Consider the following 23,936-nt stretch of genomic DNA (forward strand, 5'->3'; position numbering starts at 1 on the left):
ACGCCTTTGCGGCGCTGGGGAGATCATTACAGTCATTGCTCCAGTCCGGTTTTCCCTGATGCACCGCGCCCTTATGGGGTGCGGTTCCGGCGCCTCCGGAAAAGCGTCCGGCTGCGGACGCCCCGTGCAGGACATCCGCAGCCGGAGAGCGGTGTTACAGGTATTGGCCGGTATTCGCCACCGTATCGATGGAGCGACCGGTGTCCGCGCCCTGCTTTCCGGTGACGAGCGTACGGATGTAGACGATCCGCTCGCCCTTCTTACCGGAGATACGGGCCCAGTCGTCCGGGTTGGTGGTGTTGGGCAGGTCCTCGTTCTCCTTGAACTCGTCCACACATGCCTGGAGGAGGTGGGAGACGCGAAGCCCCTTCTGATTGTGTTCGAGGAAGGCCTTGATGGCCATCTTCTTTGCGCGTCCTACGATGTTTTCGATCATCGCACCGGAGTTGAAGTCCTTGAAATAGAGGACTTCCTTGTCACCATTGGCGTAGGTGACCTCCAGGAAGCGATTTTCCTCGGATTCCGCGTACATCTGCTCCACGACGGATTGGATCATTCCGCTCACTGCGGCCTTCCGCGAGTCGCCGTGTTCGGCGAGGTCGTCGGAGTGCAGCGGAAGATTTTCCGTGAGGTACTTCGAGAAGATGTCCTTGGCGGCCTCCGCGTCCGGTCGCTCGATCTTGATCTTCACGTCGAGACGGCCGGGGCGCAGGATCGCCGGGTCGATCATGTCCTCGCGGTTCGAGGCACCGATCACGATCACGTTTTCCAGGCCCTCGACACCGTCGATCTCGGAGAGCAGCTGCGGGACGATGGTGTTCTCCACGTCCGAGCTGACACCGGACCCCCGGGTGCGGAAGAGGGAGTCCATCTCGTCGAAGAAGACGATGACGGGGGTGCCCTCGCTCGCCTTTTCCCTGGCCCGCTGGAAGACCAGCCGGATGTGCCGCTCCGTCTCACCGACGTATTTGTTGAGCAGCTCGGGGCCCTTGATGTTGAGGAAGAAGCTCTTCCCCGCGGGCTGCCCGGTCACCTCGGCGACCTTTTTGGCAAGGGAGTTGGCGACCGCCTTGGCGATGAGCGTCTTGCCGCAGCCCGGCGGGCCGTAGAGCAAGACGCCCTTGGGCGGACGGAGTTCGTGCTCCTTGAAGAGGTCGGGGTAGAGGTACGGAAGCTCGACCGCGTCCCTGATCAGTTCGATCTGGCCGCCCAGACCGCCGATCTTGGTGTAGTCGATGTCCGGGACCTCTTCGAGGACGAGCTCCTCGACCTCGCTCTTCGGGATGACCTCGTAGACGTAGCCGGAACGGGGCTCGAGGAGCAGGGCGTCGCCGGGGCGGATGGTGATGTCCAGCAGCGGCTCGGCGAGCCTGACCACCCGTTCCTCGTCGGTGTGCCCGATCACCAGGGCACGCTCGCCGTCCTCCAGGATCTCCTTGAGGGTGACGATGTCGCCGGCGCTCTCGAACTCCATGGCCTCGACCACGTTGAGCGCTTCGTTGAGCATGACCTCTTGGCCCCGCCTGAGGTCCCCCGTCTCCACACTGGGGCTGACATTCACCCGGAGCTTTCTGCCTCCGGTGAAAATGTCGACCGTGTCGTCCTCGTTCGCCTGCAGGAAGACACCGAAGCCGGCCGGCGGCTGCGCGAGCCGGTCGACCTCCTCCTTGAGCGCCACGATCTGGTCGCGGGCCTCGCGGAGAGTATTGGCGAGACGCTCGTTCTGCGCCGAGACGCCGGCCAGGTTGGTCTGCAGCTCGACGATCCGCTCTTCGAGAATCCTCGTGTGACGCGGAGAGTCGGCGAGCTTGCGTCGCAGGACGGCGATCTCCTGCTCGAGATAGGCAACCTGGCCGGCGGGATCTTCAGACCCCCGCCCCGGCCGGATGCCGCGGTTGATGTCGTCGTCGTGGGCTGCCACGGTCCTCACCTCCTCCAAGGAGCTGGACGCTTCCTGACCCTACCTGGGCCGGTGCAGGTTGAAACCCCTAGATCGAAAAGACTGTCGGGGCGTGTCCGATCTTCACCCTTGCGCACGTCCTCACGCCAAGGGAATACCCACCCATCAACATCGGAAAGCGAGCGGTTGTATCGTCGAGTCGGTCAACACCCGTCAGGGCTGGCGCCACTTAGACAAAAACGGTTCACGTACGCAGGAACGGCAGGCGAGATGACCGCGCAGGACGAAGCCCCAGAGCTGGAAGTGTGGATCGACCAGGATCTGTGCACCGGGGACGGCATCTGTGCGCAGTACGCGCCGGAGGTCTTCGAGCTCGACATCGACGGGCTGGCTTATGTGAAGAGCACCGAGGACGAGCTGCTGCAGGACAAGGGGGCCACAACCCCCGTCCCGCTGAAGCTGCTCGATGACGTCCGGGACTCCGCGAAGGAGTGCCCCGGGGACTGCATCCACGTCCGCCGCGTCAAGGACCTGGTCGAGGTCTACGGCCCGGACGCGGAGTAGCCGGCGCGGCGCGGACCGCGCCGGCCGGACACATGATGTGACAGATCACAAACCCTGGGTGCTCATGGCCTCGGGAAGTTCGCTCTGGATGAACTTCCCGCCCTTCCACTGCCACTTGACGCTCTGGTGCACATCGGGGCAGCAGCGCGGGACGTCGAGCGTGGAGTAGCCCAGCAGGGCCGCTGAGATCCCGCCATCCTTGACCGTGAGGGTTTGGACGGTGCGGCGGCGGGCGGGGGCGAGGAGGGTCGCCACGATCCGGGGTGCGGCCTTGGGGCCGGACGGCCGCGCGAGCACGTAGACGCCACTGGGCGGGGTGCCGGTCTGGCTGTGGCAGCGGACCACGGCAACGGTCTCGGTCGTCCCGTCACCGTCGAGGTCCCCGGAGGCCTTCTTCACCACGTCGAGGCGGTTGGGGCCGCAGTCGACAGGAAAGGTCACCTTGCCCGGGTCGGGGGCGGCCGCGCGGCGGGGGCCGGCCGCGGCAACGGGGGAGGTCGTGGCCTTGGCGTCGGGGGGCTGGACGAAGGACGCGGCCGCCACTACTGCCGAGATGGCGGTGGCCGTGGCGAGCCAGTGCATGGGGCGCGGCTGGGTGTGCAAAAGGTCCTGGCCTGCCATGGGCTGCACGCGGGATAACTCCTGTGAAGTGCTGTACCGGTGGGAGTGCCCAGCATCGTTCCACAGGAGGGTGCGCCAAGGAACCGGCCGGGCCGGAGTTTTCCGTGCAGATCCGGTGGGGGGGAAAGGAAGGAGCGCCGCCGGCGGTTCCCGGGAGGGAACTCGTCGGCGGCGCCTGGCGATTCGGTGGCCGGATCCGGGCGGTCAGCCGCGCTCGGCGGAGCTGCCCTGGGAGGCGGCCGCCTGGTCCTTGCCCGGTCCTGTGTAGTCCTCGCCGTAGGCGCCCTTGGCGGGACGGCGGCGGCGCAGCGGGGGCTCGACCCCGTCGGCGAGCCGGCGGGCGGTCAGCAGGAAGCCGGTGTGGCCGATCATGCGGTGGTCGGGGCGGACGGCCAGGCCCTCGACGTGCCAGGTGCGGACCATGGTTTCCCATGCCGAGGGCTCGTTGAAGGTGCCGTGTTCGCGGATCGCCTCGACCGTGCGGGCCATCTGCGTCGTCGTCGCGACGTAGGCGCAGAGGATGCCGCCGGGGACCAGGGCCTTGGAGACGGCCTCCAGGCACTCCCAGGGGGCGAGCATGTCGAGGATGACGCGGTCGACGTCGGTGTCGGAGAGGTTGTCCTGGAGGTCACCGACGGTGAGCGTCCATGCGGGGTGCGGGCCGCCGAAGTAGCGCTCGACGTTCTGGGTGGCGATCTCGGCGAAGTCGGCGCGGCGCTCGTAGGAGTGCAGCATGCCGTCGTCGCCGATGGCGCGCAGCAGGAAGCTGCTGAGCGAGCCGGAGCCCACACCGGCCTCGACGACGCGGGCGCCGGGGAAGATGTCGGCCATCGCCAGGATCTGCCCCGCGTCCTTGGGGTAGACCACGGCGGCACCGCGGGGCATGGACAGGACATAGTCGGGGAGCAGCGGGCGCAGCGCGAGGTAGGCGACGTTCCCGGTGGTACGGACAACGCTGCCCTCGGGAGCACCGATCAGCTCGTCGTGGGGGAAAGCTCCCTTGTGGGTGTGGAAGCTTTTTCCCTCTTCGAGCGTGAAGGTGTAGTGGCGTCCCTTGGGATCGGTGAGCTGGACCTGGTCCCCGACCTTGAAGGGCCCGCGACGGCGGGCGGCACCGGTCGGTTCGGACATGTGACCAGCCTACCGGCCCGTCGGGACGCCGCGGACCAGTGGGCGGCCGGAGACGGCCGGCGCGGGGTCAGGCCTTGCGGGCCATGGCGGAGACGAAGGCCCGCTCGACGTCGGCGGTGGACAGGACGCCGTAGATCTCGCCGGTCTCCTCGATGACGAGGTATTCGGTGGCGGGGGTGGCGCGCAGGTACTCCAGAAGGTCCTCACCGGCGAGTTCGGCGGAGACCCGCATACCGTCCTTGAGATCCTGGGCGAGGGTGCCGACGGCGACCCAGGGGCGGCGGTGGTCGGGGACGCCGATGATGGCGGCCTCGCGGACGAGGGCGGTGGGGGTGCCCTGGCGATCGACGACGACCAGGGCGCGGGCGCCGGCGTCGTTGGCGCGGCGCAGTGCCTCGGAGAGCGGGGTGTCGGTCTCGACGGGGACGGCGCGCCGGGTCAGGGTGCGGGCGGTGAGGTCGGGGAGCCGTTCCCGCAGGCGGGCCATGCGCAGGCTGTTGCCGGCGCCGGTCCAGATGATCGCGGCGAGGATCGCGGCGAGCAGGGCGTCGGTGAGCGAGTCGGCGCCGCCGATCTCGGGGCGGGCGGTGCCGAGGACGCCGGTGTGGGTGAGCAGCGGCAGGCCGATGAGGACGGTGACGGCGAGCGCGCGGCCGACCCAGGCGGCGGCGATGGTGCCGCTCATGGGCTTTCCGGTGATCTTCCAGACGATGGCGCGCAGCATCCGGCCGCCGTCCAGGGGGAGCCCGGGCAGCAGGTTGAAGATCGCGACGATGAGGTTGGAAACCATCAGGCCGGTGAGCAGGACGCCGGGGACGGTGTCGGGTTCGACCAGCTGCATACCGGCGTAGAAGACCCCGGAGAGGACGAGGGAGAGCAGCGGGCCGACGAAGGCGAGGACGAACTCCCTGCCGGGGGTCTCGGTCTCCTTCTCGATCTCCGAGACGCCGCCGAAGAACTGCAGCTGGATGCGCCGTACGGGGAGCTTGAAGCGGAGCGCGGCAACGGTGTGGGCCAGCTCGTGGACGAGCACCGAGGCGTAGAAGGCGACCGCGAAGAACAGCGAGACGAGGTAGCGGGCGGCGCCGAGCTCGGGCAGTACGCGCTCCAGCTGGCCGCCGAAGACCCAGGTGATCAGGGCGGCGACGAGGAACCAGCTGGGCGCGACGTAGACGGGCACGCCGAAGGGACGGCCCATCAGGATGCCGCCACCGCCGGGCTTCCTCTTGCCCGGCGTGGGTGCCTTGGGCCCGTTGCTGCCCTCGGGCGGCTCGGGCGGCTGGGGCCGCACGGACTCCTCGGGGTCCTGCGACTTCCCGCTCTCGTCCACGGCGTCCCCTCATCGAATACGGCATTCGCCCCTGCTCGGCCTGATATCTCGATCATGCAGGGCGCAGGGGTCCGGCGTCGATGGTATGCGGAGTGCCCCGGCCCGATCCGCTGCGGGGCCCTCGCGCGGTGACCCGTCCGCGCCTGTCAGTGGCGGGCCGTAGGGTTTTGTGGCATGGGATGGAGCACGGAGCAGGCCGGGGCGGGCACACAGGGCGGGGAAGCCGGGGCGGGCACGGTGGCTGCCCGGGCGGGCACGAAGGCTGCCGGGTCGGGGGCGCCGGGCCGGGAGCAGTCGCCGCGGCCGCCGGTGGCGCTGTCGCCGTCGCGGGCGAGCGATTTCATGCAGTGTCCGTTGCTCTACCGGTTCCGGGTGATCGACAGACTGCCCGAGAAGCCGAGCCCGGCGGCGACCCGCGGCACGGTCGTGCATGCGGTGCTGGAGCGGCTCTTCGACGCGCCGGCGGCGGAGCGTACGGCCGTCGGGGCGCGGGCGATGGTCCCGGGCGAGTGGGAGAAGCTGCTGGCCAAGCGGCCGGAGCTGGCGGAGCTGTTCGCGGACGACGCGGAGGGTGAGCGGCTGGCGCAGTGGCTGGCGGAGGCCGAGGCGCTGGTGGAGCGGTGGTTCTCGCTGGAGGATCCGACGCGGCTGGAGCCGGCGGACCGCGAGCTCTACGTCGAGACGGTGCTGGATTCGGGGCTGCAGCTGCGGGGGTTCATCGACCGGGTGGATGTCGCGCCGACGGGTGAGGTGCGGATCGTCGACTACAAGACCGGCAAGGCGCCGCGGCCGCAGTTCGCCGAGGGCGCGCTGTTCCAGATGAAGTTCTATGCGCTGGTGATGTGGCGGCTGCGGGGTGTGGTGCCGCGGCGGCTGCAGCTGGTCTATCTGGGCAGTGGCGATGTGGTGACGTACGACCCGGGTGAGGCCGATCTGCGGGCCGTGGAGCGGAAGTTGCTGGCGCTGTGGGAGGCGATCTTGCTGGCGACGGAGACCGGCGACTGGCGGCCGCGGCCGACCAAGCTGTGCGGCTGGTGCGACCACCAGGCGCACTGTCCGGAATTCGGCGGCACTCCCCCGGTGTATCCGCTGCGGATCCGCCCGCCGGAGGGCGGTGGGGTGCCGCAGGGCAGAATGGGGGACATCTAGCGCAGTTGCCCTACCAGGCGCCGATCGCCCGGACAGGCCTGTCAAAGGAGAGCTTGTGGCCATCCGCGTCCTGCTGGTCGACGACCAGCCCCTGCTGCGTACGGGATTCCGGATGATTCTGGAGGCGGAGCAGGATCTGGCGGTGGTCGGGGAGGCCGGTGACGGTCTGCAGGCGCTGGAGCAGGTGCGGGCGCTGCAGCCCGATGTGGTGCTGATGGACATCCGGATGCCCCGGATGGACGGCGTCGAGGCGACCCGGCAGATCACCGGGCCGGCGAAGAACGGCCCGGCGAAGGTGCTGGTGCTGACGACGTTCGATCTGGACGAGTACGTCGTCGAGGCGCTGCGGGCGGGGGCGAGCGGCTTTCTGCTCAAGGACGCGCCGGCCCATGAGCTGGTGCAGGCGATCCGGGTGGTGGCGGGCGGCGAGGCGATGCTCGCGCCGAGCATCACGCGCCGGCTGCTGGACAAGTACGCCGGGCATCTGCCGTCGGGCGAGGAACCGGTGCCGGACACGCTGCACACCCTCACCGAACGCGAGGTGGAGGTGCTGAAGCTGGTGGCGCGCGGGTTGTCGAATGCGGAGATCGCCGCGGATCTGTTCGTGAGCGAGACGACGGTGAAGACGCATGTGGGTCACGTGCTGACGAAGCTGGGGCTGCGCGACCGGGTGCAGGCGGCGGTGTACGCGTACGAAAGCGGGCTGGTGCGCCCCGGCGCCCAGTAGGCCGGCGCGGGCCTGACGGCCCGGCAGACGGACGGCGGCGGGCCGGCCCGGGAAACTCCCCGGGCCGGCCCGCCGCCGTGTGACAGGTCCGGTCAGGTCTCGGCCGACTTGCTGATCTCCCAGAACCGGAAGACGGTCGAGGGGTCCAGGGTCCATTCCAGGCCGGAGACCCCTTCGCGGGCCACCGCGTACTGCTTGCCCTGCCAGAGCGGGATCATCGGCACGTCCTGCGCGACGATGTCCTGCAGCTGCCGGAACTCGGACTTGGTGGCGCCCCGGTCCGGCTGGTCGGCCGTCTTGGGCAGCAGATGCCCGGTGATGGTGGGCGAGCTGTAGTGGTTGGCCACCACGCTGTCCTTGCCGAAGAACGGCGCGGTGAAGTTGTCGGGGTCCGGATAGTCGGGGATCCAGCCCTTGACGTAGACACCGAACCGGCCGGAGGCCACGCCCTGCTCATACTGCTTGGTGGGCAGGGTGCGCACCTTGGCGTCGAACAGGCCGCTGGTGTTCAGCTGTTGGGCGATTTTTTGGAAGGCCGGGACGGTGCCGGGGCCGAAGCGGTCGGGGGTGGCCCACAGGGTGAGCGGCACCTTGCCGTTGAAGCCGGCCTGGCGCAGCGCGTCCTTCGCCTTATCGGGCTTCGGGCTGTCGCCGTAGGTGTTGAAGAAGGAGGTGCTGTGGCCGGTGATGCCGGCCGGGACGATCGAGTACAGCGGCACCGCGGTGCGCTGGTAGACGTCCCGGACCAGGCTCGAGCGGTCCAAGAGGTAGGCGATCGCCTTGCGGACACCCAGTTTGCCGGCGACCGGGTCCTTGAGGTTGAAGACCAGGTGCATGACCTCGGCGCTGGCGCCCTCGACGACCTGGGTGCCGTGCTGCTGGTCCAGCGAGGCGTTGTCGAGTGCCGCGAGGTCCTTCATGGACAGGCCGCGGTAGGCGACGTCGACATCGCCCTTCTCGACGGCCGTCTTGAGCTTTTCGGGGCGGTTGAAGAACTTCACGGTCATCCCGGAGTTCTTGACCTTGGCGGGGCCCTTGTACGAGCCGTTGACCCCGAAGACGGCCTTCTGGGAGCTGTACTCCTTGAGGGTGTAGACGCCGGAGCCGGTGGCCTTGCCGTCGGCGCGCAACCGGTCGGCGGGGTAGTCGGCGTGGTCGACGATCGAGCCGGCGCCGGAGGCTATCTTCATCGGGAAGGTCGCGTCGGGCGTCTTCAGCCGGAAGATCACGGTTTTGGCGTCCGGCGCCTCGACCCTGTCGAGCGCGGAGAACATCACGGCGGGGCCGTCACGGTCCTTGATGCGCCGGGTGCGGTCGAAGGAGTACTTGACGTCCTTGGAGGTCAGCGCGTCACCGTTGCTGAACTTGAGGCCGTCCTTGAGGGTGCAGCGGTAGACCTTGCTGTCGCCGTCGGTGAAACCGCAGCGTTCGGCGGCCTCCGGCTCGGGGGTGGTGCCTCCCTTGGGGAAGCTCAGCAGGGACTGGAAGACGTTGTTGAACAACAGCCATGATCCCGGCTCGTAGCCCGATGCCGGGTCGGTGGACTGGACCTTGTCCGTCATTCCCATGACCACGGGCTCGCCGGTGCCGGCCGCCCCCGAGTCGTCCGTGCCGCACCCGGCGACCGCGAGCAGAGCTGTGGCCAGCCCCGCTCCGATCGGGGCGGCCAGCCACTGGTCACGCTTCCTCACTAAACGGTCCTCACGTTCTGGGTGGTGCCTGTCGGGCCGCGGCGGGAAGGCCGTGGCGGGGGTGTACTGCATCGGCCGGAACCGCGGGCTCAGTCGGCGACGCCGCGGCCGAGCTCCCAGATCTGCAGCGACGAGGAGGAGTTGAGGGCCCACTCGATGCCGGTGACGTCATCGCGGGCGACCACGTACTGCTTGCCCTGCCACAGCGGGAGGAGCGGTACGTCGTCGGCGATGAGGTCCTGCGCCTGCTTGAAGTTGGCCGCGGCGGCGTTGCGGTCGGTCTGCTGCCGGCTGTCCGGGATCAGCTGCGACTCGATCTTGGGGTTGCGGTAGGGGGAGCCGAGGAAGTTCTGCTTGCCGATGAACGGCGCGATGTAGTTGTCGGGGTCCGGGATGTCCGCGAACCAGCCCATGTTGTAGACGCTGTACTTGCCGTGCAGGGAGTCGGTCCGGAACTGCTGCCAGCTGTCGACGCCCTTGACGCTGACGTCGAAAAGCTTGGTGCTGTTGAGCTGGCGCTGCAGCGCACGGACTTCCTTGGCGGTGCTGGAGCCGTAGTGGTTCGTGGTGTAGGTGAGGGTGAACTTCACCGGGGTGGTGACGTTCGCCTGCTGCAGCGTCTTGCGGGCCGCGGTCACACTGGGGTTCCCGTACTTGGTGAAGAACGAGTTGATGTGACCGGTGAGGCCGGTGGGGACCATCGAGTAGAGGGGGTCGCCGGTGTAGGAGTAGACGTCGCGCACCAGCTCCGAGCGGTTGACGATCTGCGCCATCGCCTTCCGCACGGCCTTGTTGGAGACGGCCGGGTCCTTGGTGTTGAAGGCGAGGTAACGGATCTCCTGCCCCGGCATCTCCTGGATCATGATGTGCTTGTCCTGGGAGTTCTGCAGGCCCCTGATCTGGTCGGGCGACAGCCCGCGGTACATCAGGTCGACATCACCCTTGCGCAGCGCCTGCTCCGTGGCCTTGGTGTCGACGAAGAAGCGCATCTCGATCTTGTCGTTCTTCACGTTCACCCCGCCCTTGTAGTTGGGGTTCTTGGTGAAGGTGGCCTTGGTGATGCGGTTGTTCTTGCGTTCCGTCTTCAGCGTGTACGGCCCGGAGCCGACCACGTCGTACCCGCTGTAGAGGCGGCCCTTGGGGTACACCTCGCTGTCCACGATGGCCGCGGCGGGGGTGGCGAGCTTCTGCGGGAAGGTGGCATCCGGCCGGCGGAGGTGGAAGACCACCTCCTTGTCGCTGGGCGCCTCGACCTTGTCGATGTCGTCGAGCAGCGCGACCGGACCGTTGGTGTTGTTGATGGTCCGCATACGGTCGAGGGAGAACTTGACGTCCTGTGCCGTCAGGGCGTGCCCGTTCGAGAACTTCAGGCCACTGCGCAGGGTGCAGCGGTACTGCTCGTTCTGGGTGTCGCGGAACCCGCAGGACTCGGCGGCCTCGGGCACCGGCGCGGTGCCGGTCCTGGGCAGCCGCATCAGCGTCTGGAGGGTGCCGCGCAGCATGTTCCACGCATCGACGTCATAGGCCTGCGCCGGGTCGAGCGGCGCGGGCGCCGCCTTGGTCGCCTCGATCTCGGTGGAGACTCCCACGACGATCGGATCGCCGCCTTCGCCCGCGCCGTCCGTGCTGCCACAGGCTGCGAGAACGGGGGCGAGGAGACCGGCCAGCGCCGGCAGCACCAGGGTCTTGCGATTCATCGTCGGCAGGTTCCTTATCAGCGCAGAGGTGTTGCTCGCGTCGACATTAGTAGGAACGGCCAGCCACTCTCGGACACAAAGGAGTTGATTCGATATGGGCTCCGGATAACGACGGGCGGGTGATCGATATCCGGACGGTGGAACGATTCGCGCGTTGCTCCACCAATCCGGACACTTACCCCCGCTCAAACCCCCCGGCAGCCCCTCTGGAACACCCATGGGTTCCACTGTCGACGGCCCGGCACGTGAGAAACGTCACGCGTTCAAGGATCCGCGGCGAGGCCGGAATTCAGTCAGCGCATTCGTCACGGAAAATGAGCGGGCCGCTGCCCTCGGTTCTGAGGGGCATTCTCCGGGACACGCTCAGTGCACGACTCCGCGGCTTTCCGTGATGAGCGTACGGAGAAATGGCAGATCGACTTCTTCCAGCGAGGGCACGACCGTACGGCCGGCGGCCGGCGGGATCGGCGTCACCGAGGGCACCGCGACGACCGGGCAGCCCGCGGCCTCACCTGCGGTCACACCGGTCAGCGTGTCCTCGATGACCGCGCAGCACGCCGGGTCGGCCCCCAGGCGCGCGGCGGCCGTCAGGTACGGGTCCGGGTGCGGTTTGGTGCGCTCCAGGTCGTCGCCCGCCAGGGTCAGCCGGAAGTTCTCCGGGCCCAGGGAGTGCAGCATCTGGTCGACGATGGCGCGGTGCGAGGCCGAGACCAGCGCGGTCGGCACCTCGTGGGCGGCGAGCTCCGCCAGCAGCCTGCGGGCGCCCGGCATCAGGGGGACGCCGCGCCCGATCCGGGCCAGGAAGGCGGCGTTGAGCAGCACGCTGAGCTCGGTCAGGCTGATGTCGACGCCGGTGGCCTGAATCAGATACCCGGCGCTGCGGGTCATCGGGCCGCCGACCACGACCTCGCGGTGGCCGTCGTCGAGGATGTGGCCGAGCTCGGCAAAGACTTCCGCCTCCGCCTCCCACCAGAATCCCTCGGTGTCGACGAGCGTGCCGTCCAGATCGAGGAATACGGCTTGGAGGGTCGCGGCTTCGGCCGTTCGGGTGCCGACTGCGGGGATGCTGCTGGTCATCCATCCACCTCCGTTGCGACGTCCCCGAAGGGACGAAAGGGCCGGTCGCCATCCCCGGCTGGGGAAACGACCGGCCACTACCGGACCGATAAGTGTACGACGGTACGGGCCGGAATGCGTGGTGACGGAGGTCAGAGCCGTTCCGGAGGGTTTCCGGAGCGGCTCTGATCCGCTCACGCCGGATCACCGGGCGTCACGACGCCCCGTGGTGCTCCCGGGCCTCCCGGTTCGCTTCGGGTTCGCGCCGGGTTCGCCCCGCTACCGGGCGTTGAAGTACTTCGCCTCCGGGTGGTGGATGACGATGGCGTCGGTGGACTGCTCGGGGTGCAGCTGGAACTCCTCGGAGAGCTCGACGCCGATCCGCTCCGGCTGCAGCAGGTCGGCGATCTTGGCGCGGTCCTCCAGGTCGGGGCAGGCGCCGTAGCCCAGCGAGAAGCGCGCGCCGCGGTACTTGAGCGCGAACATGTCCTCGACGTCGGCCGGGTCCTCGCCCGCGAAGCCCAGCTCGGCGCGGACCCGGGCGTGCCAGTACTCGGCGAGGGCTTCGGCCAACTGGACGGACAGGCCGTGGAGTTCGAGGTAGTCGCGGTAGGAGTTGGCCTCGAAGAGTTCGGCGGTGGCGCCGCCGATCTTGGAGCCGACCGTGACGACCTGGAGGCCGACGACATCCCTCTCGCCGGTCTCCTCGGGGCGGAAGTAGTCGGCCAGGCACAGGCGCCGGCCGCGGCGCTGGCGGGGGAAGGTGAAGCGGGTGCGCTCGGTGCCGTCCTCGTGCAGCAGGATCAGGTCCTCGCCCTTGGACACACACGGGAAGTAGCCGTGCACGACGGCGGCTTCCAGCAGGTTCTCGGTCTGGAGCTTGTCGAGCCAGCCGCGCAGCCGGGGGCGGCCCTCGGTCTCCACCAGCTCCTCGTACGTCGGGCCGTCGCCGGTGCGGGCCTGCTTGAGGCCCCACTGCCCCTTGAAGAGGGCGCCCTCGTCCAGCCAGGACGCATAGTCGGCGAGCTGGATGCCCTTGACGACGCGGGTGCCCCAGAACGGCGGCTCGGGGACCGGGTTGTCGATGGCGACGTCGGAGCGCACCGCGCCCTCGGGCTCCTCGACCTCCAGCACGGCCGTGTCCCGCTTGGGCACCCGGCGCTGCTTGAGTTCGGGGAGGGTGGCGCCGGGCACACCGCGCTTGACGGCGATCAGGGCGTCCATCAGGCGCAGGCCCTCGAACGCGTCGCGGGCGTAGCGGACCTCGCCCTCGTAGATCTCGTGGAGGTCCTGTTCGACATAGGCGCGGGTCAGCGCGGCGCCGCCGAGGATGACGGGGAAGTCGGCCGCCATCTTGCGCTGGTTGAGCTCTTCCAGGTTCTCCTTCATGATCACCGTGGACTTGACCAGCAGGCCGGACATCCCGATGACATCGGCGCGGTGTTCCTCGGCGGCTTCCAGGATCGCCGAGACCGGCTGCTTGATGCCGAGGTTGACCACGTTGTAGCCGTTGTTGGACAGGATGATGTCGACGAGGTTCTTGCCGATGTCATGCACGTCGCCGCGGACGGTGGCCAGCACGATGGTGCCCTTGCCCTCGTCGTCCGACTTCTCCATGTGCGGCTCCAGGTAGGCCACCGCGGTCTTCATGACCTCGGCGGACTGCAGCACGAACGGCAGCTGCATCTGCCCCGAGCCGAACAGCTCACCGACGACCTTCATGCCCTCCAGCAGGGTGTCGTTGACGATGTCGAGGGCCGGACGGTCCTGCAGGGCCTCCTCCAGGTCCGTGTCGAGGCCGTTCTTCTCACCGTCGATGATGCGCCGCTTGAGGCGCTCCTCCAGCGGCAGGGCGAGAAGTTCCTCGGCCCGCCCGGCCTTCATCGACTTGGTGTTGACGCCCTCGAACAGCTCCATCAGCTTCTGCAGCGGGTCGTAGCCCTCGCTGCGCCGGTCGTAGACGAGGTCGAGGGCGGCCTTGACCTGCTCCTCCTCCAGCCGCGCGATCGGCAGGATCTTGCTCGCGTGCACGATCGCGGAGTCCAGGCCGGCCTTGACGCACTCGTGCAGGAACACGGAGTTGAGGACGATGCGCGCGGCCGGGTTCAGGCCGAAGGAGATGTTCGACAGACCGAGCGTGGTCTGGACGTCCGGATGGCGCTTCTTCAGCTCGCGGATCGCCTCGATGGTGGCGATGCCGTCACCCCGGGACTCCTCCTGGCCGGTGCAGATGGTGAAGGTCAGGCAGTCGATGAGGATGTCCGACTCGTGGATTCCCCAGTTGCCCGTCAGGTCCTCGATCAGCCGCTCGGCGATGGCGACCTTGTGCTCGGCGGTGCGGGCCTGCCCCTCTTCGTCGATGGTCAGCGCGATCAGCGCCGCGCCGTGCTCGGCGGCCAGCGCGGTGACCTTCGCGAAGCGCGACTCGGGTCCGTCGCCGTCCTCGTAGTTGACGGAGTTGAGGACCGCGCGGCCGCCGAGCTTCTCCAACCCGGCCTGGAGGACGTTCAGTTCCGTGGAGTCCAGCACGATGGGGAGGGTGGAGGCGGTGGCGAACCGGCCGGCCAGCTCCTCCATGTCCGCGACGCCGTCGCGGCCCACGTAGTCGACGCACAGGTCGAGCATGTGCGCGCCCTCACGGATCTGGTCGCGCGCCATCTCCACGCAGTCGTCCCAGCGGCCCTCCAGCATCGCCTCCCGGAACTTCTTCGACCCGTTGGCGTTCGTCCGCTCGCCGATCGCCAGATACGAGGTGTCCTGGCGGAACGGCACCGTCTGGTACAGCGAGGCGGCGCCCGGCTCGGGGCGCGGCTCACGGGCGGTGGGGGCGGTGCCGCGGACCCGCTCGACGACCTGCCGCAGATGCTCCGGCGTCGTACCGCAGCAGCCGCCGACCAGGGAGAGGCCGTACTCGGCGACGAAGGTCTCCTGGGCGTCGGCCAGCTCCTCGGCCGTCAGCGGATAGTGCGCCCCGTTTTTGCCCAGCACCGGCAGCCCCGCGTTCGGCATGCACGCCAGCGGGACACGGGAGTGCCGGGCCAGGTAGCGCAGGTGCTCGCTCATCTCGGCGGGGCCGGTGGCGCAGTTCAGGCCGATCATGTCGATGCCCAGCGGCTCCAGCGCCGTCAGCGCGGCACCGATCTCCGAACCGAGCAGCATGGTGCCGGTCGTCTCCACGGTCACCGAACAGATCACCGGCAGGTCGGTGCCGGTGGCCTTGAGCGCCCGGCGGGCGCCGAGAATGGCGGCCTTCGTCTGCAGGAGGTCCTGGGTGGTCTCCACCAGCAGGGCGTCCGCGCCGCCGGCGATCATGCCCTCGGCGTTCTGCTGGTAGGCGTCACGCAGCGTGACATACGGGGCGTGGCCCAGCGTCGGCAGCTTGGTGCCGGGCCCCATGGAGCCGAGGACGTAGCGCTGCTGCCCGGTGGAGGCGGTGAACTCGTCGGCCACCTCACGGGCGATCCGCGCACCGGACTCCGACAGCTCGAAAACCCGTTCGGGGATGTCGTACTCCGCGAGCGCGGCGAAATTCGCACCGAAGGTATTGGTCTCCACGCAGTCGACACCGACCGCGAAGTACTCCTCGTGCACCGAGCGCACGATGTCGGGCCGGGTGATGTTGAGGATCTCGTTGCAGCCCTCCAGCTGCTGGAAGTCCTCCATGGACGGATCCTGCGCCTGCAGCATGGTGCCCATCGCGCCGTCCGCGACGACCACCCGCGAGGCCAGGGCCTCACGGAACGATTCGACGCGGGTCGTGCTGATGGGCGATGGCGTGTTCGAGGCCATGGAGATGCTCCCGTGGTTGCGACGGCTGTCGGCTTTGCACCCACCTTCAGAGGGCGCACCCGGCCAGCGTAGCTGCCGGTCCGGTACACGTGTTCCCCGTTCCACGCCGTGGACAGCACTGCTCCGCCCCCCTTCCACCCCCCTGCGCGCACCTTCCGTGATCGTTGGCAGACTCCGTTCGCCCAGCAAAAGGTCGCGGAACGCTGACTCCAGTCGGCATGGACCGATATCGTTCAGCATTGTCGAACCGCACACTTCGGAGGTTGCCCGATGGCACGCACCATCCAGTCGCTGGAGCGCGCCGCAGCGATGCTGCGGCTGCTCGCAGGAGGGGAACGGCGACTGGGGCTCTCCGACATCTCCTCCTCGCTGGGACTGGCCAAGGGCACCGCCCACGGAATCCTGCGCACCCTGCAGCAGGAGGGCTTCGTCGAGCAGGACGTCGCGTCCGGCCGCTACCAGCTGGGCGCGGAGCTGCTGCGGCTGGGCAACAGCTATCTGGACGTGCACGAGCTGCGCGCCCGGGCCCTCGTGTGGACCGACGATCTGGCCCGCTCCAGCGGCGAGGCCGTCTACCTGGGCGTCCTGCACCAGCAGGGGGTGCTGATCGTCCACCACGTCTTCCGCCCGGACGACAGCCGGCAGGTGCTGGAGGTGGGCGCGATGCACCCGCTGCACAGCACCGCGCTGGGCAAGGTGCTGTCGGCGTACGACCCGGTGGCGCACAGCGAGATCGTCGAGGCGGACCGGACGGCGTTCACGCCGCACACGGTGACCGGGCTGGGGGACTTCGAGCGGCTGCTGGACCTGATCCGGGCGCGGGGCTGGGCCGCGGACGTGGAGGAGACCTGGGAGGGCGTGGCGTCGGTGGCCGCGCCGATCCATGACCGGCGGCGCATGCCGGTGGGTGCGGTGGGCGTCACCGGGGCGGTCGAGCGGGTCTGCCAGGAGGGCGATCTGCGGCCGGAAATCATCGCGGCTGTGAGGGATTGCGCACGCGCCGTGTCCCGGGATCTTGGCGCAGGGCGATTCTGACCGTATTCACCCCATAAGTTCACCTAAGTTTTTCGCCACGGAACCCTTGACGGGGTTCTACCGGTGAACAAAACTGCCGTTCGTCGGTCGGCATTGTCGAACACCTAACGGCAATATTCGCTATGGTGGGGCATTGCCGCGGGCCGACCATCGCCCTCTCGGAGGGCGCGGACCACCGGACGGGACCCGGGGTTCGTCTTCCCCTGGACGAAGGACAAAGGAGTCGCGGGTGTCCAGCTCCGACATCTTCATCAGCGAAACCATCGGTACCGCTGTTCTGATCTTGCTCGGCGGTGGCGTCTGCGCCGCCGTCACCTTCAAGCGCTCCAAGGCGTTCAACGCCGGATGGGTCGCTATCGCCTTCGGGTGGGGCTTCGCCGTCCTGACGGGTGCCTACATCGCCGCGAAGTCCGGCGCACACCTCAACCCCGCGGTCACCATCGGTATCGCCATCCAGGGCGGCATCGAGTGGAACCAGGTGCCGGTCTACTTCGGCGGCGAGATGCTCGGCGCCATGATCGGCGCGGTGCTGGTGTGGATCACCTACTACGGGCAGTTCCAGGCCCATCTGAGCGATCCCGAGGTGCTGGCCGACCACACCGGCGAGGAGGGACTGGTCGACCAGTCCACCGCCCCGTCGGCCGGACCGGTCCTCGGCATCTTCTCCACCGGCCCGGAGATCCGGAACGCGGTGCAGAACCTGGCCACCGAGATCATCGCCACCACCGTGCTCGTGCTGTCGATCCTCACGCTCGGTCTGAGCGACAACGGGAAGGGCGTCGGCGTCATCGGCACCCTGCTGGTCGCGCTGGTCGTCACCGGCATCGGCCTGTCGCTCGGCGGTCCGACCGGGTACGCCATCAACCCGGTCCGCGACCTCGGCCCGCGCATCGTGCACGCGCTTCTGCCGCTGCGGAACAAGGGCGGTTCAGACTGGGGCTACGCCTGGGTCCCGGTCGTCGGCCCGCTCATCGGCGGAGCCCTCGCCGGTGGTATCTACCAGGTGGCGTTCGCCTGAGCCGCCTGACCGCCCCGACTCCGCCCGCACCGATTTCTTGGAGCACACCATGAGCGACACCCCCAGCACCGCCTCGCACGGCCACGGCCCGTTCATCGCGGCCATCGACCAGGGCACCACGTCCAGCCGCTGCATCGTCTTCGACAAGGACGGCCGGATCGTCTCGGTCGACCAGAAGGAGCACGAGCAGATCTTCCCGAAGCCGGGCTGGGTCGAGCACGACGCCACCGAGATCTGGAACAACGTCCAGCAGGTCGTCGACAGCGCCGTCCACAAGGCCGGGCTCACCGCCGCCGACGTCAAGGCGATCGGTATCACCAACCAGCGCGAGACCACCCTCCTGTGGGACCGCACCACCGGTGAGCCGGTCCACAACGCCATCGTCTGGCAGGACACCCGCACCGACGCGCTCTGCAAGGAGCTCGGCCGCAACGTCGGCCAGGACCGCTTCCGCCGCGAGACCGGCCTGCCGCTGGCCTCGTACTTCGCCGGCCCGAAGATCCGCTGGCTGCTCGACAACGTCGAGGGCCTGCGCGAGCGCGCCGAGCGCGGCGACATCCTCTTCGGCACCATGGACTCCTGGGTCATCTGGAACCTGACCGGCGGGGTCGACGGCGGCGTGCACGTCACCGACGTCACCAACGCCTCGCGCACCATGCTGATGAACCTCCACCGCCTGGAGTGGGACCCGAAGATCCTCACGTCGATGGAGATCCCGGCGGCCGTCCTGCCGGAGATCAAGTCCTCCGCCGAGGTCTACGGCCGCACCACCAGCGGTGTGCTGGCCGGTGTCCCGGTCGCCTCGGCGCTCGGTGACCAGCAGGCCGCGCTGTTCGGCCAGACCTGCTTCGAGCAGGGCGAGGCCAAGTCCACGTACGGCACCGGCACCTTCATGCTGATGAACACCGGCCACGAGCCGGTGAACTCCTACAACGGCCTGCTGACCACGGTCGGCTACCGCATCGGCGACCAGCAGCCGGTCTACGCCCTGGAAGGCTCCATCGCCGTCACCGGCTCGCTCGTCCAGTGGATGCGCGACCAGATGGGCCTGATCAACAGCGCGGCCGAGATCGAGACCCTGGCCAGCACGGTCGAGGACAACGGCGGCGCGTACTTCGTGCCGGCCTTCTCCGGCCTGTTCGCCCCCTACTGGCGCTCGGACGCGCGCGGCGTCATCGCGGGCCTGACCCGCTACGTCACCAAGGCGCACATCGCGCGCGCCGTGCTCGAGGCCACCGCCTGGCAGACCCGCGAGATCACCGACGCCATGACCAAGGACTCGGGCGTCGAGCTGACCGCACTCAAGGTCGACGGCGGTATGACCTCCAACAACCTGCTGATGCAGACCATCTCGGACTTCCTGGACGCCCCCGTGGTGCGCCCGATGGTCGCCGAGACGACCTGCCTCGGCGCTGCCTATGCGGCCGGACTGGCCGTCGGCTTCTGGTCCAGCACCGACGAGCTGCGCGCCAACTGGCGCCGGGCCGCCGAGTGGACCCCCCGGATGGATGCGGCCACCCGTGACCGCGAGTACAAGAGCTGGCTCAAGGCTGTGGAACGTTCCATGGGCTGGCTCGATGACAGCACTGTCGAGGAGTAAAAATGAGCACCCTGCAGAGCGCCCCGGCACTCGGGACGCACCCGGCCAATGGTTCGCACGCGAGCCGCGCCGAGACTCGGGAGCAGCTTTCCAAGGCGACGTACGACCTCCTGGTGATCGGCGGCGGCATCCTGGGCATCTCCACCGCCTGGCACGCCGCACAGGCCGGACTGCGGGTTGCCCTGGTGGATGCCGGTGACTTCGCCGGCGCCACCTCCTCCGCCTCCTCCAAGCTGCTCCACGGCGGTCTGCGCTACCTGCAGACCGGCGCGGTCAAGCTGGTGGCGGAGAACCACTTCGAGCGGCGTGCGGTGTCCCGCCAGGTGGCACCGCACCTCGCCAACCCCCTGACCTTCTACCTCCCCGTCTACAAGGGCGGTCCGCACGGCGCGGCCAAGCTGGGCGCGGGCGTCTTCGCCTACTCCGCGCTGTCCGCGTTCGGCGACGGCGTCGGCCACGTCATATCCCCGGCCAAGGCGCAGCGCGACGTGCCGGAGCTGCGGACGGACAACCTCAAGGCCGTGGCCGTGTACGGCGACGACCAGATGAACGACTCCCGGATGGCCCTGATGACCGTCCGTGCGGCGGTCGAGGCCGGCGCCACGGTCCTCAACCACGCCGAGGTCACCGGCCTGCGCTTCACCCAGGGCCGGGTCACCGGTGCGGAGCTCAAGGACCGGATGGAGGGCGAGGAGTTCGGCGTCAACGCCCGCCTGGTGCTCAACGCCACCGGCCCGTGGGTGGACCACCTGCGCAAGATGGAGGACGCGAACGCGGCTCCCTCCATCCGGCTGTCGAAGGGTGCGCACCTGGTCCTCAAGCGGACCGCGCCCTGGAAGGCCGCGCTGGCCACCCCGATCGACAAGTACCGCATCACCTTCGCCCTCCCCTGGGAGGACATGCTGCTGCTGGGCACCACGGACGAGGAGTTCGAGGGCGACCCGGCGGATGTCGCGGTCACCGAGAAGGACACCGCCCAGATTTTGGACGAGGCGGCCTTCTCCGTCCGCGACCAGCAGCTGTCCCGCGATCTGATCACCTACTCCTTCGCGGGTCTGCGGGTGCTGCCCGGCGGCCCCGGCGACACCTCCAAGGCCAAGCGCGAGACGGTGGTGACCGAGGGCAGCGGCGGCATGCTGTCGGTGGCCGGCGGCAAGTGGACGACCTTCCGGCACATCGGCCGTACGGTCATGAACAAGCTCGCCGCGCTGCCCGGCCACCCGCTGGCCGAGGACATGGAGCCGATCGCGCACCTGCCGAAGAAGCTCCCGCTGCCCGGTATCGCCAACCCGAACGCGGTGGCGCACCGGCTGCTCGTCGACGGCGGCACGCCCGGTCCGCGGATGGCGCCGGAGACCGCCCGGCACCTCGCCACCCACTACGGCTCGCTGTCCTTCGACATCGCCCGGCTCGCGAACGAGAACCCGGCGCTGGCCGAGCGCATCCACCCGGACGCGCCGGAGATCTGGGCCCAGGTCGCCTACGCCCGGGACAACGAGTGGGCCGAGACGGTCGACGATGTGCTGCGCCGTCGCACCACGCTGATGATCCGCGGTCTGGACACGGAGGACGTGCGGACCAAGGTCAAGGACATGCTGGCCGGCTGACGGCGGCACCCGGCCGCCGCGGACGGCGGCCACGTGGCTGACGGCGCCTCACGGTGACGTACGGCGCACGACGGAGGGGGCGGTTCACGGGGCCGCCCCCTCCGTCGTACCCATGGACAGCGCGGCGTACGGGGGCGGACGGGGGCGGTGTGCGGGGCCATAATGAGCCCAGACATCGGATGTCTGTGACGGCATCCGGGTGGCGGTATCCGGGCGGGTGCGAGCGGGGAGGTCGGCATGGCGGTCACCGACGAGGCCATCGAGAAGATCAAAGGCATGATCGTCTCCGGCGCGCTGCGGCCGGGGGACCGGCTGCCGAAGGAGAGCGAGCTGGCGGCCGAGCTCGGCCTGTCCCGCAACTCGCTGCGCGAGGCGGTCCGCGCGCTCTCCCTCATCCGCATCCTGGATGTGCGCCAGGGCGACGGCACGTATGTCACCAGCCTCGATCCGCAACTCCTGCTGGAGGCCATGAGCTTCGTGGTGGACTTCCACCGCGACGACACCGTGCTGGAGTTCCTTGCCGTCCGCCGGATCCTGGAGCCGGCCGCCACCGCCATGGCGGCCGGCCGGATAGGCCTGGAGGAACTGAACGCCCTGGAAGCCCAGTTGAACGCCCTGGGGCCGAGTCCTTCGGTGGAGGATCTGGTCGCCTCTGACCTGGAGTTCCACCGCCAGATCGTCGCGGCGTCCGGCAACTCCGTGCTCTGCTCACTGCTGGACGGGCTGTCCGGGCCGACCACCCGGGCCAGGATCTGGCGGGGGTTGACGCAGAAGGACGCGGTGACCCGCACCCTCACCGAGCACCGCGCGATCCTCGGCGCGCTGCGCGACCGGGACGCGGAGGCGGCACGGGCGTGGGCGACGGTGCATATCGCCAGTGTGGAGCAGTGGTTGCGCGCGTCGCTGTGAGGCGCGTTGCCGCCCTCCCACTCGTTGCTCCGGCGCTCGCGGTCAGGCCGCGAAGCCTCCGTCCACCGCGATCGAGGCGCCCGTGATGTACCGCCCGCCCTCGCCCGCCAGATGGGCCACGGTCGCCGCGACGTCCCAGGCCCGGCCGTACGCCCCCAGGGCGGTGAGCCCGGCCTGCATCGTCGCGCTCTCGCCGTCGGCCGGGTTCATGTCGGTATCGATGGGGCCCGGGGTGATGAGGTTGGCGGTGATGCCGCGCGGCCCCAGTTCCTTGGCCAGGGTCCGGGTCAGGCCGGAGAGGGCGGCCTTGCTGGTGGCGTAGAAGGTGCCGCCGGGGAAGGCCACCCGCTCGGTCATGCAACTGCCGATGGAGATGATCCGGCCGCCCTCGGCCAGATGGGCGGCCGCGGCCTGCGCCGCCAGGAACGGGGCCCGGACATTGGTCCGCAGCACCCGGTCGACATCGTCCAGGGAGATCCCCTCGAAGGGGCCCAGCACGCCGATGCCCGCGTTGTTCACCAGGATGTCCAGCCGCCCGAACCGTTCGACGGTGCCGGCCACCGAGGCCCGCACCGCCTCCGCGTCACCACTGTCGGCCCGTACCGCCCAGGCCTGCCCGCCGCCCCGCTCGATCTCCCTGACGACCTGGCCGGCCTTGTCCTGCCGGCTCTGGTAGGTCAGGGCCACCGCCGCGCCGTCGGCGGCCAGCCGCAGCGCCGTTGCCTCCCCGATGCCCCGGCTGCCGCCGGTCACCAGGGCCACTTTGCCGGTGAGCGGCCGGGGGCCGTTCGCCGCCGCGGTCCCCGCCGTCGCCGTCACAGCCGCCATCACGGTCGCCGTCGTCGCGGTCGCCGTCATCGTCATCACCTTCGCATCGAGTCGTCCGTCATCGGCCATAGCCGTCCGCAGCCGTCCGCAGTCCCACGGAGGGGTCCGCGATCCTGCGGAGCGGTCCGCGGTCCCGCGGAGCCGGCCGCATTCCGCACCCGGTACACCGCTCTGCCGGTGTTCTCCGTGGTGCGACTCGATCCTCCGGCGAGACGGAATCCGAAGCTGGCGGAATCCGGACGCCACATCAGCGGCCCTGCGACTCCTGCGGGGCCGCTGCCGCCTGCGGGGCCGGTGACTCCTGCGTGGACGGGGGTTCCTGCGTGGACGGGGGTTGCTGCGTGGACGGTGACTCCTGCCCGGCCGGCGTCCCGACGCCGTACACCCGCCCCGCCGTTCCCCCGAAGACGTCCGACCGTTCCGCCGGGCCGAGGTGGGCCGTCGCCGACTCCGCGAGCGCCACGACGTCTTCGTAGCCGGCCGCCAGCGTGCACACCGGCCAGTCGGAGCCGAACATCACCCGGTTCGGACCGAAGGCCTCCAGGACGTGCCGGGCATAGGGCAGGATCTGCTGCGGCCGCCAGGCGTCCCAGTCGGCCTCGGTGACCAGCCCGGACAGTTTGCAGCTGACGTTCGGCAGCCCGGCGAGCGCGGTGAGGGCGCCGGCCCAGGGCTGCCAGTCCCCCGCCGCGACCGCCGGTTTGGCGGCGTGGTCCAGGACGAAGGACAGCTGGGGCACGGCGCGTACGGCGGCGTGCGCGGCGGGCAGTTCGCGCGGGGTGACCAGCAGGTCGTAGACCAGCCCGGCGTCGGCGACGATGCCCAGGCCCCGGAGCACGTCCGGGCGGCGGAGCCAGTCGGGGTCCGGTTCGTCCTGCACCTGGTGCCGGATGCCCACCAGTCCGGCGGGCAGCGCCGCGAGCACCCGGTCGAGTGCCGGGTCACGGAGGTCGGCCCAGCCGACGACACCGGTGACCGGCCCCTCCCCCGCCGCGAGGGTGAGCAGTTCGGCGGTCTCCTCGTACGAGGACGACGACTGGACGAGGACCGTGCCGTCGAGGCCGTGCGCGGCCAGATGCGGGGTGAGGTCGCTCAGCGCGTAACCGCGGCGGATCGGATCGGCCCACGGCCCGTCCATCCATGGCTGCTCGCGCCGGGTCGGATCCCACAGGTGGTGATGGGCGTCGATACGCATCAGGGGCGCGCTCCGGGGTCGGGTTCGTCGGGCTCGGGGGTCGTCGGGCTCGGGGGTCGTCGGGCTCGGGGGTCGTCGGGCTCGGGTCC

Annotated in this window: 18 protein-coding genes; 8 read left to right on the forward strand and 10 right to left on the reverse strand. The window is 69.4% G+C overall.

Annotated elements, in window-relative coordinates:
- Nucleotides 1–154: 154 nt before the first annotated feature.
- Nucleotides 155–1,921: a proteasome ATPase gene (gene arc, locus ACGFR7_RS22510; RefSeq protein WP_088796881.1), complete on the reverse strand. Its 1,767-nt coding sequence runs from the start codon at nt 1,919–1,921 to the stop codon at nt 155–157.
- A gap of 249 nt (nt 1,922–2,170) precedes the next feature.
- On the opposite strand from arc, the gene ACGFR7_RS22515 reads away from it, so the two are divergent.
- Nucleotides 2,171–2,464 (forward strand): ferredoxin, encoded by a 294-nt coding sequence (locus ACGFR7_RS22515; RefSeq protein WP_088796882.1) that lies wholly within the window; start codon nt 2,171–2,173, stop codon nt 2,462–2,464.
- A 45-nt stretch (nt 2,465–2,509) separates the two neighbouring features.
- Here ACGFR7_RS22515 and ACGFR7_RS22520 read toward each other — a convergent pair whose 3' ends face one another.
- The 3 genes from ACGFR7_RS22520 to ACGFR7_RS22530 form a co-directional block, all read right to left on the reverse strand.
- A complete protein-coding gene (locus tag ACGFR7_RS22520; protein WP_393322395.1) occupies nt 2,510–3,085 on the reverse strand; it encodes a hypothetical protein in 576 nt (191 codons plus the stop codon).
- 204 nt (nt 3,086–3,289) lie between these two features.
- Nucleotides 3,290–4,216, reverse strand: coding sequence for a tRNA (adenine-N1)-methyltransferase (locus ACGFR7_RS22525; protein WP_393321992.1), 927 nt, complete (start codon nt 4,214–4,216; stop codon nt 3,290–3,292).
- Between the two features lie 67 nt (nt 4,217–4,283).
- Nucleotides 4,284–5,546 (reverse strand): site-2 protease family protein, encoded by a 1,263-nt coding sequence (locus ACGFR7_RS22530; protein WP_393321995.1) that lies wholly within the window; start codon nt 5,544–5,546, stop codon nt 4,284–4,286.
- A 174-nt stretch (nt 5,547–5,720) separates the two neighbouring features.
- On the opposite strand from ACGFR7_RS22530, the gene ACGFR7_RS22535 reads away from it, so the two are divergent.
- Together ACGFR7_RS22535 and ACGFR7_RS22540 are read left to right on the forward strand one after the other, a co-directional pair.
- Nucleotides 5,721–6,695 (forward strand): RecB family exonuclease, encoded by a 975-nt coding sequence (locus ACGFR7_RS22535; RefSeq protein WP_393321997.1) that lies wholly within the window; start codon nt 5,721–5,723, stop codon nt 6,693–6,695.
- Nucleotides 6,696–6,750: 55 nt separating this feature from the next.
- Complete coding sequence (locus tag ACGFR7_RS22540; protein ID WP_393322000.1) at nt 6,751–7,422, forward strand: response regulator; 672 nt, start codon at nt 6,751–6,753, stop codon at nt 7,420–7,422.
- A 92-nt stretch (nt 7,423–7,514) separates the two neighbouring features.
- On the opposite strand, the gene ACGFR7_RS22545 is transcribed toward ACGFR7_RS22540, so the two are convergent.
- From ACGFR7_RS22545 to metH, 4 genes are all read right to left on the reverse strand, one after another.
- The gene (locus ACGFR7_RS22545) at nt 7,515–9,113 is read right to left on the reverse strand and encodes an ABC transporter substrate-binding protein (RefSeq protein ID WP_393322002.1); all 1,599 of its coding nucleotides are present in this window, start codon (nt 9,111–9,113) and stop codon (nt 7,515–7,517) included.
- A gap of 89 nt (nt 9,114–9,202) precedes the next feature.
- Entirely contained in the window at nt 9,203–10,810 is a 1,608-nt protein-coding gene (locus ACGFR7_RS22550; RefSeq protein ID WP_393322005.1) for an ABC transporter substrate-binding protein, read from the reverse strand.
- Nucleotides 10,811–11,173: 363 nt separating this feature from the next.
- Entirely contained in the window at nt 11,174–11,887 is a 714-nt protein-coding gene (locus ACGFR7_RS22555) for an HAD family hydrolase (protein ID WP_393322007.1), read from the reverse strand.
- Between the two features lie 258 nt (nt 11,888–12,145).
- Nucleotides 12,146–15,655: a methionine synthase gene (gene metH, locus ACGFR7_RS22560; RefSeq protein ID WP_393322010.1), complete on the reverse strand. Its 3,510-nt coding sequence runs from the start codon at nt 15,653–15,655 to the stop codon at nt 12,146–12,148.
- Nucleotides 15,656–15,925: 270 nt separating this feature from the next.
- Between metH and ACGFR7_RS22565 the strand changes: the two genes are divergently transcribed.
- The 5 genes from ACGFR7_RS22565 to ACGFR7_RS22585 all read left to right on the forward strand — a co-directional run bounded on the left by ACGFR7_RS22565 (nt 15,926) and on the right by ACGFR7_RS22585 (nt 21,824).
- Nucleotides 15,926–16,690 (forward strand): IclR family transcriptional regulator, encoded by a 765-nt coding sequence (locus tag ACGFR7_RS22565; protein WP_393322013.1) that lies wholly within the window; start codon nt 15,926–15,928, stop codon nt 16,688–16,690.
- A gap of 229 nt (nt 16,691–16,919) precedes the next feature.
- Nucleotides 16,920–17,708, forward strand: coding sequence for an MIP/aquaporin family protein (locus tag ACGFR7_RS22570; RefSeq protein WP_393322016.1), 789 nt, complete (start codon nt 16,920–16,922; stop codon nt 17,706–17,708).
- Nucleotides 17,709–17,757: 49 nt separating this feature from the next.
- The gene (glpK, locus tag ACGFR7_RS22575) at nt 17,758–19,308 is read left to right on the forward strand and encodes a glycerol kinase GlpK (protein ID WP_311626713.1); all 1,551 of its coding nucleotides are present in this window, start codon (nt 17,758–17,760) and stop codon (nt 19,306–19,308) included.
- A gap of 2 nt (nt 19,309–19,310) precedes the next feature.
- On the forward strand, nt 19,311–20,915 hold the full coding sequence (locus ACGFR7_RS22580; RefSeq protein WP_393322019.1) for an FAD-dependent oxidoreductase: 1,605 nt from the start codon (nt 19,311–19,313) through the stop codon (nt 20,913–20,915).
- A gap of 237 nt (nt 20,916–21,152) precedes the next feature.
- Complete coding sequence (locus ACGFR7_RS22585) at nt 21,153–21,824, forward strand: FadR/GntR family transcriptional regulator (RefSeq protein WP_393322022.1); 672 nt, start codon at nt 21,153–21,155, stop codon at nt 21,822–21,824.
- A 42-nt stretch (nt 21,825–21,866) separates the two neighbouring features.
- Here ACGFR7_RS22585 and ACGFR7_RS22590 read toward each other — a convergent pair whose 3' ends face one another.
- Together ACGFR7_RS22590 and ACGFR7_RS22595 are read right to left on the reverse strand one after the other, a co-directional pair.
- Nucleotides 21,867–22,682: an SDR family oxidoreductase gene (locus ACGFR7_RS22590; protein WP_393322025.1), complete on the reverse strand. Its 816-nt coding sequence runs from the start codon at nt 22,680–22,682 to the stop codon at nt 21,867–21,869.
- Nucleotides 22,683–22,899: 217 nt separating this feature from the next.
- Nucleotides 22,900–23,847, reverse strand: a complete 948-nt coding sequence (locus ACGFR7_RS22595; protein ID WP_393322027.1) for an amidohydrolase family protein — start codon at nt 23,845–23,847, stop codon at nt 22,900–22,902.
- Nucleotides 23,848–23,936 lie beyond the last annotated feature (89 nt).

Origin of the sequence: Streptomyces sp. NPDC048516 (genome assembly GCF_043199875.1) — a bacterium.
Lineage (GTDB): Bacteria > Actinomycetota > Actinomycetes > Streptomycetales > Streptomycetaceae > Streptomyces.

What these genes read in the sequence shown, in the direction of transcription:
- ACGFR7_RS22515 (WP_088796882.1), top strand. Translation starts at nt 2,171, where the DNA reads ATGACCGCGCAGGACGAAGCCCCAGAGCTGGAAGTGTGGATCGACCAG.
- ACGFR7_RS22520 (WP_393322395.1), bottom strand. Translation starts at nt 3,085, where the DNA reads ATGGCAGGCCAGGACCTTTTGCACACCCAGCCGCGCCCCATGCACTGG.
- ACGFR7_RS22525 (WP_393321992.1), bottom strand. Translation starts at nt 4,216, where the DNA reads ATGTCCGAACCGACCGGTGCCGCCCGCCGTCGCGGGCCCTTCAAGGTC.
- ACGFR7_RS22535 (WP_393321997.1), top strand. Translation starts at nt 5,721, where the DNA reads ATGGGATGGAGCACGGAGCAGGCCGGGGCGGGCACACAGGGCGGGGAA.
- ACGFR7_RS22550 (WP_393322005.1), bottom strand. Translation starts at nt 10,810, where the DNA reads ATGAATCGCAAGACCCTGGTGCTGCCGGCGCTGGCCGGTCTCCTCGCC.
- ACGFR7_RS22555 (WP_393322007.1), bottom strand. Translation starts at nt 11,887, where the DNA reads ATGACCAGCAGCATCCCCGCAGTCGGCACCCGAACGGCCGAAGCCGCG.
- metH (WP_393322010.1), bottom strand. Translation starts at nt 15,655, where the DNA reads ATGGCCTCGAACACGCCATCGCCCATCAGCACGACCCGCGTCGAATCG.
- ACGFR7_RS22565 (WP_393322013.1), top strand. Translation starts at nt 15,926, where the DNA reads ATGGCACGCACCATCCAGTCGCTGGAGCGCGCCGCAGCGATGCTGCGG.
- glpK (WP_311626713.1), top strand. Translation starts at nt 17,758, where the DNA reads ATGAGCGACACCCCCAGCACCGCCTCGCACGGCCACGGCCCGTTCATC.
- ACGFR7_RS22580 (WP_393322019.1), top strand. Translation starts at nt 19,311, where the DNA reads ATGAGCACCCTGCAGAGCGCCCCGGCACTCGGGACGCACCCGGCCAAT.
- ACGFR7_RS22585 (WP_393322022.1), top strand. Translation starts at nt 21,153, where the DNA reads ATGGCGGTCACCGACGAGGCCATCGAGAAGATCAAAGGCATGATCGTC.
- ACGFR7_RS22590 (WP_393322025.1), bottom strand. Translation starts at nt 22,682, where the DNA reads ATGACGGCGACCGCGACGACGGCGACCGTGATGGCGGCTGTGACGGCG.
- ACGFR7_RS22595 (WP_393322027.1), bottom strand. Translation starts at nt 23,847, where the DNA reads ATGCGTATCGACGCCCATCACCACCTGTGGGATCCGACCCGGCGCGAG.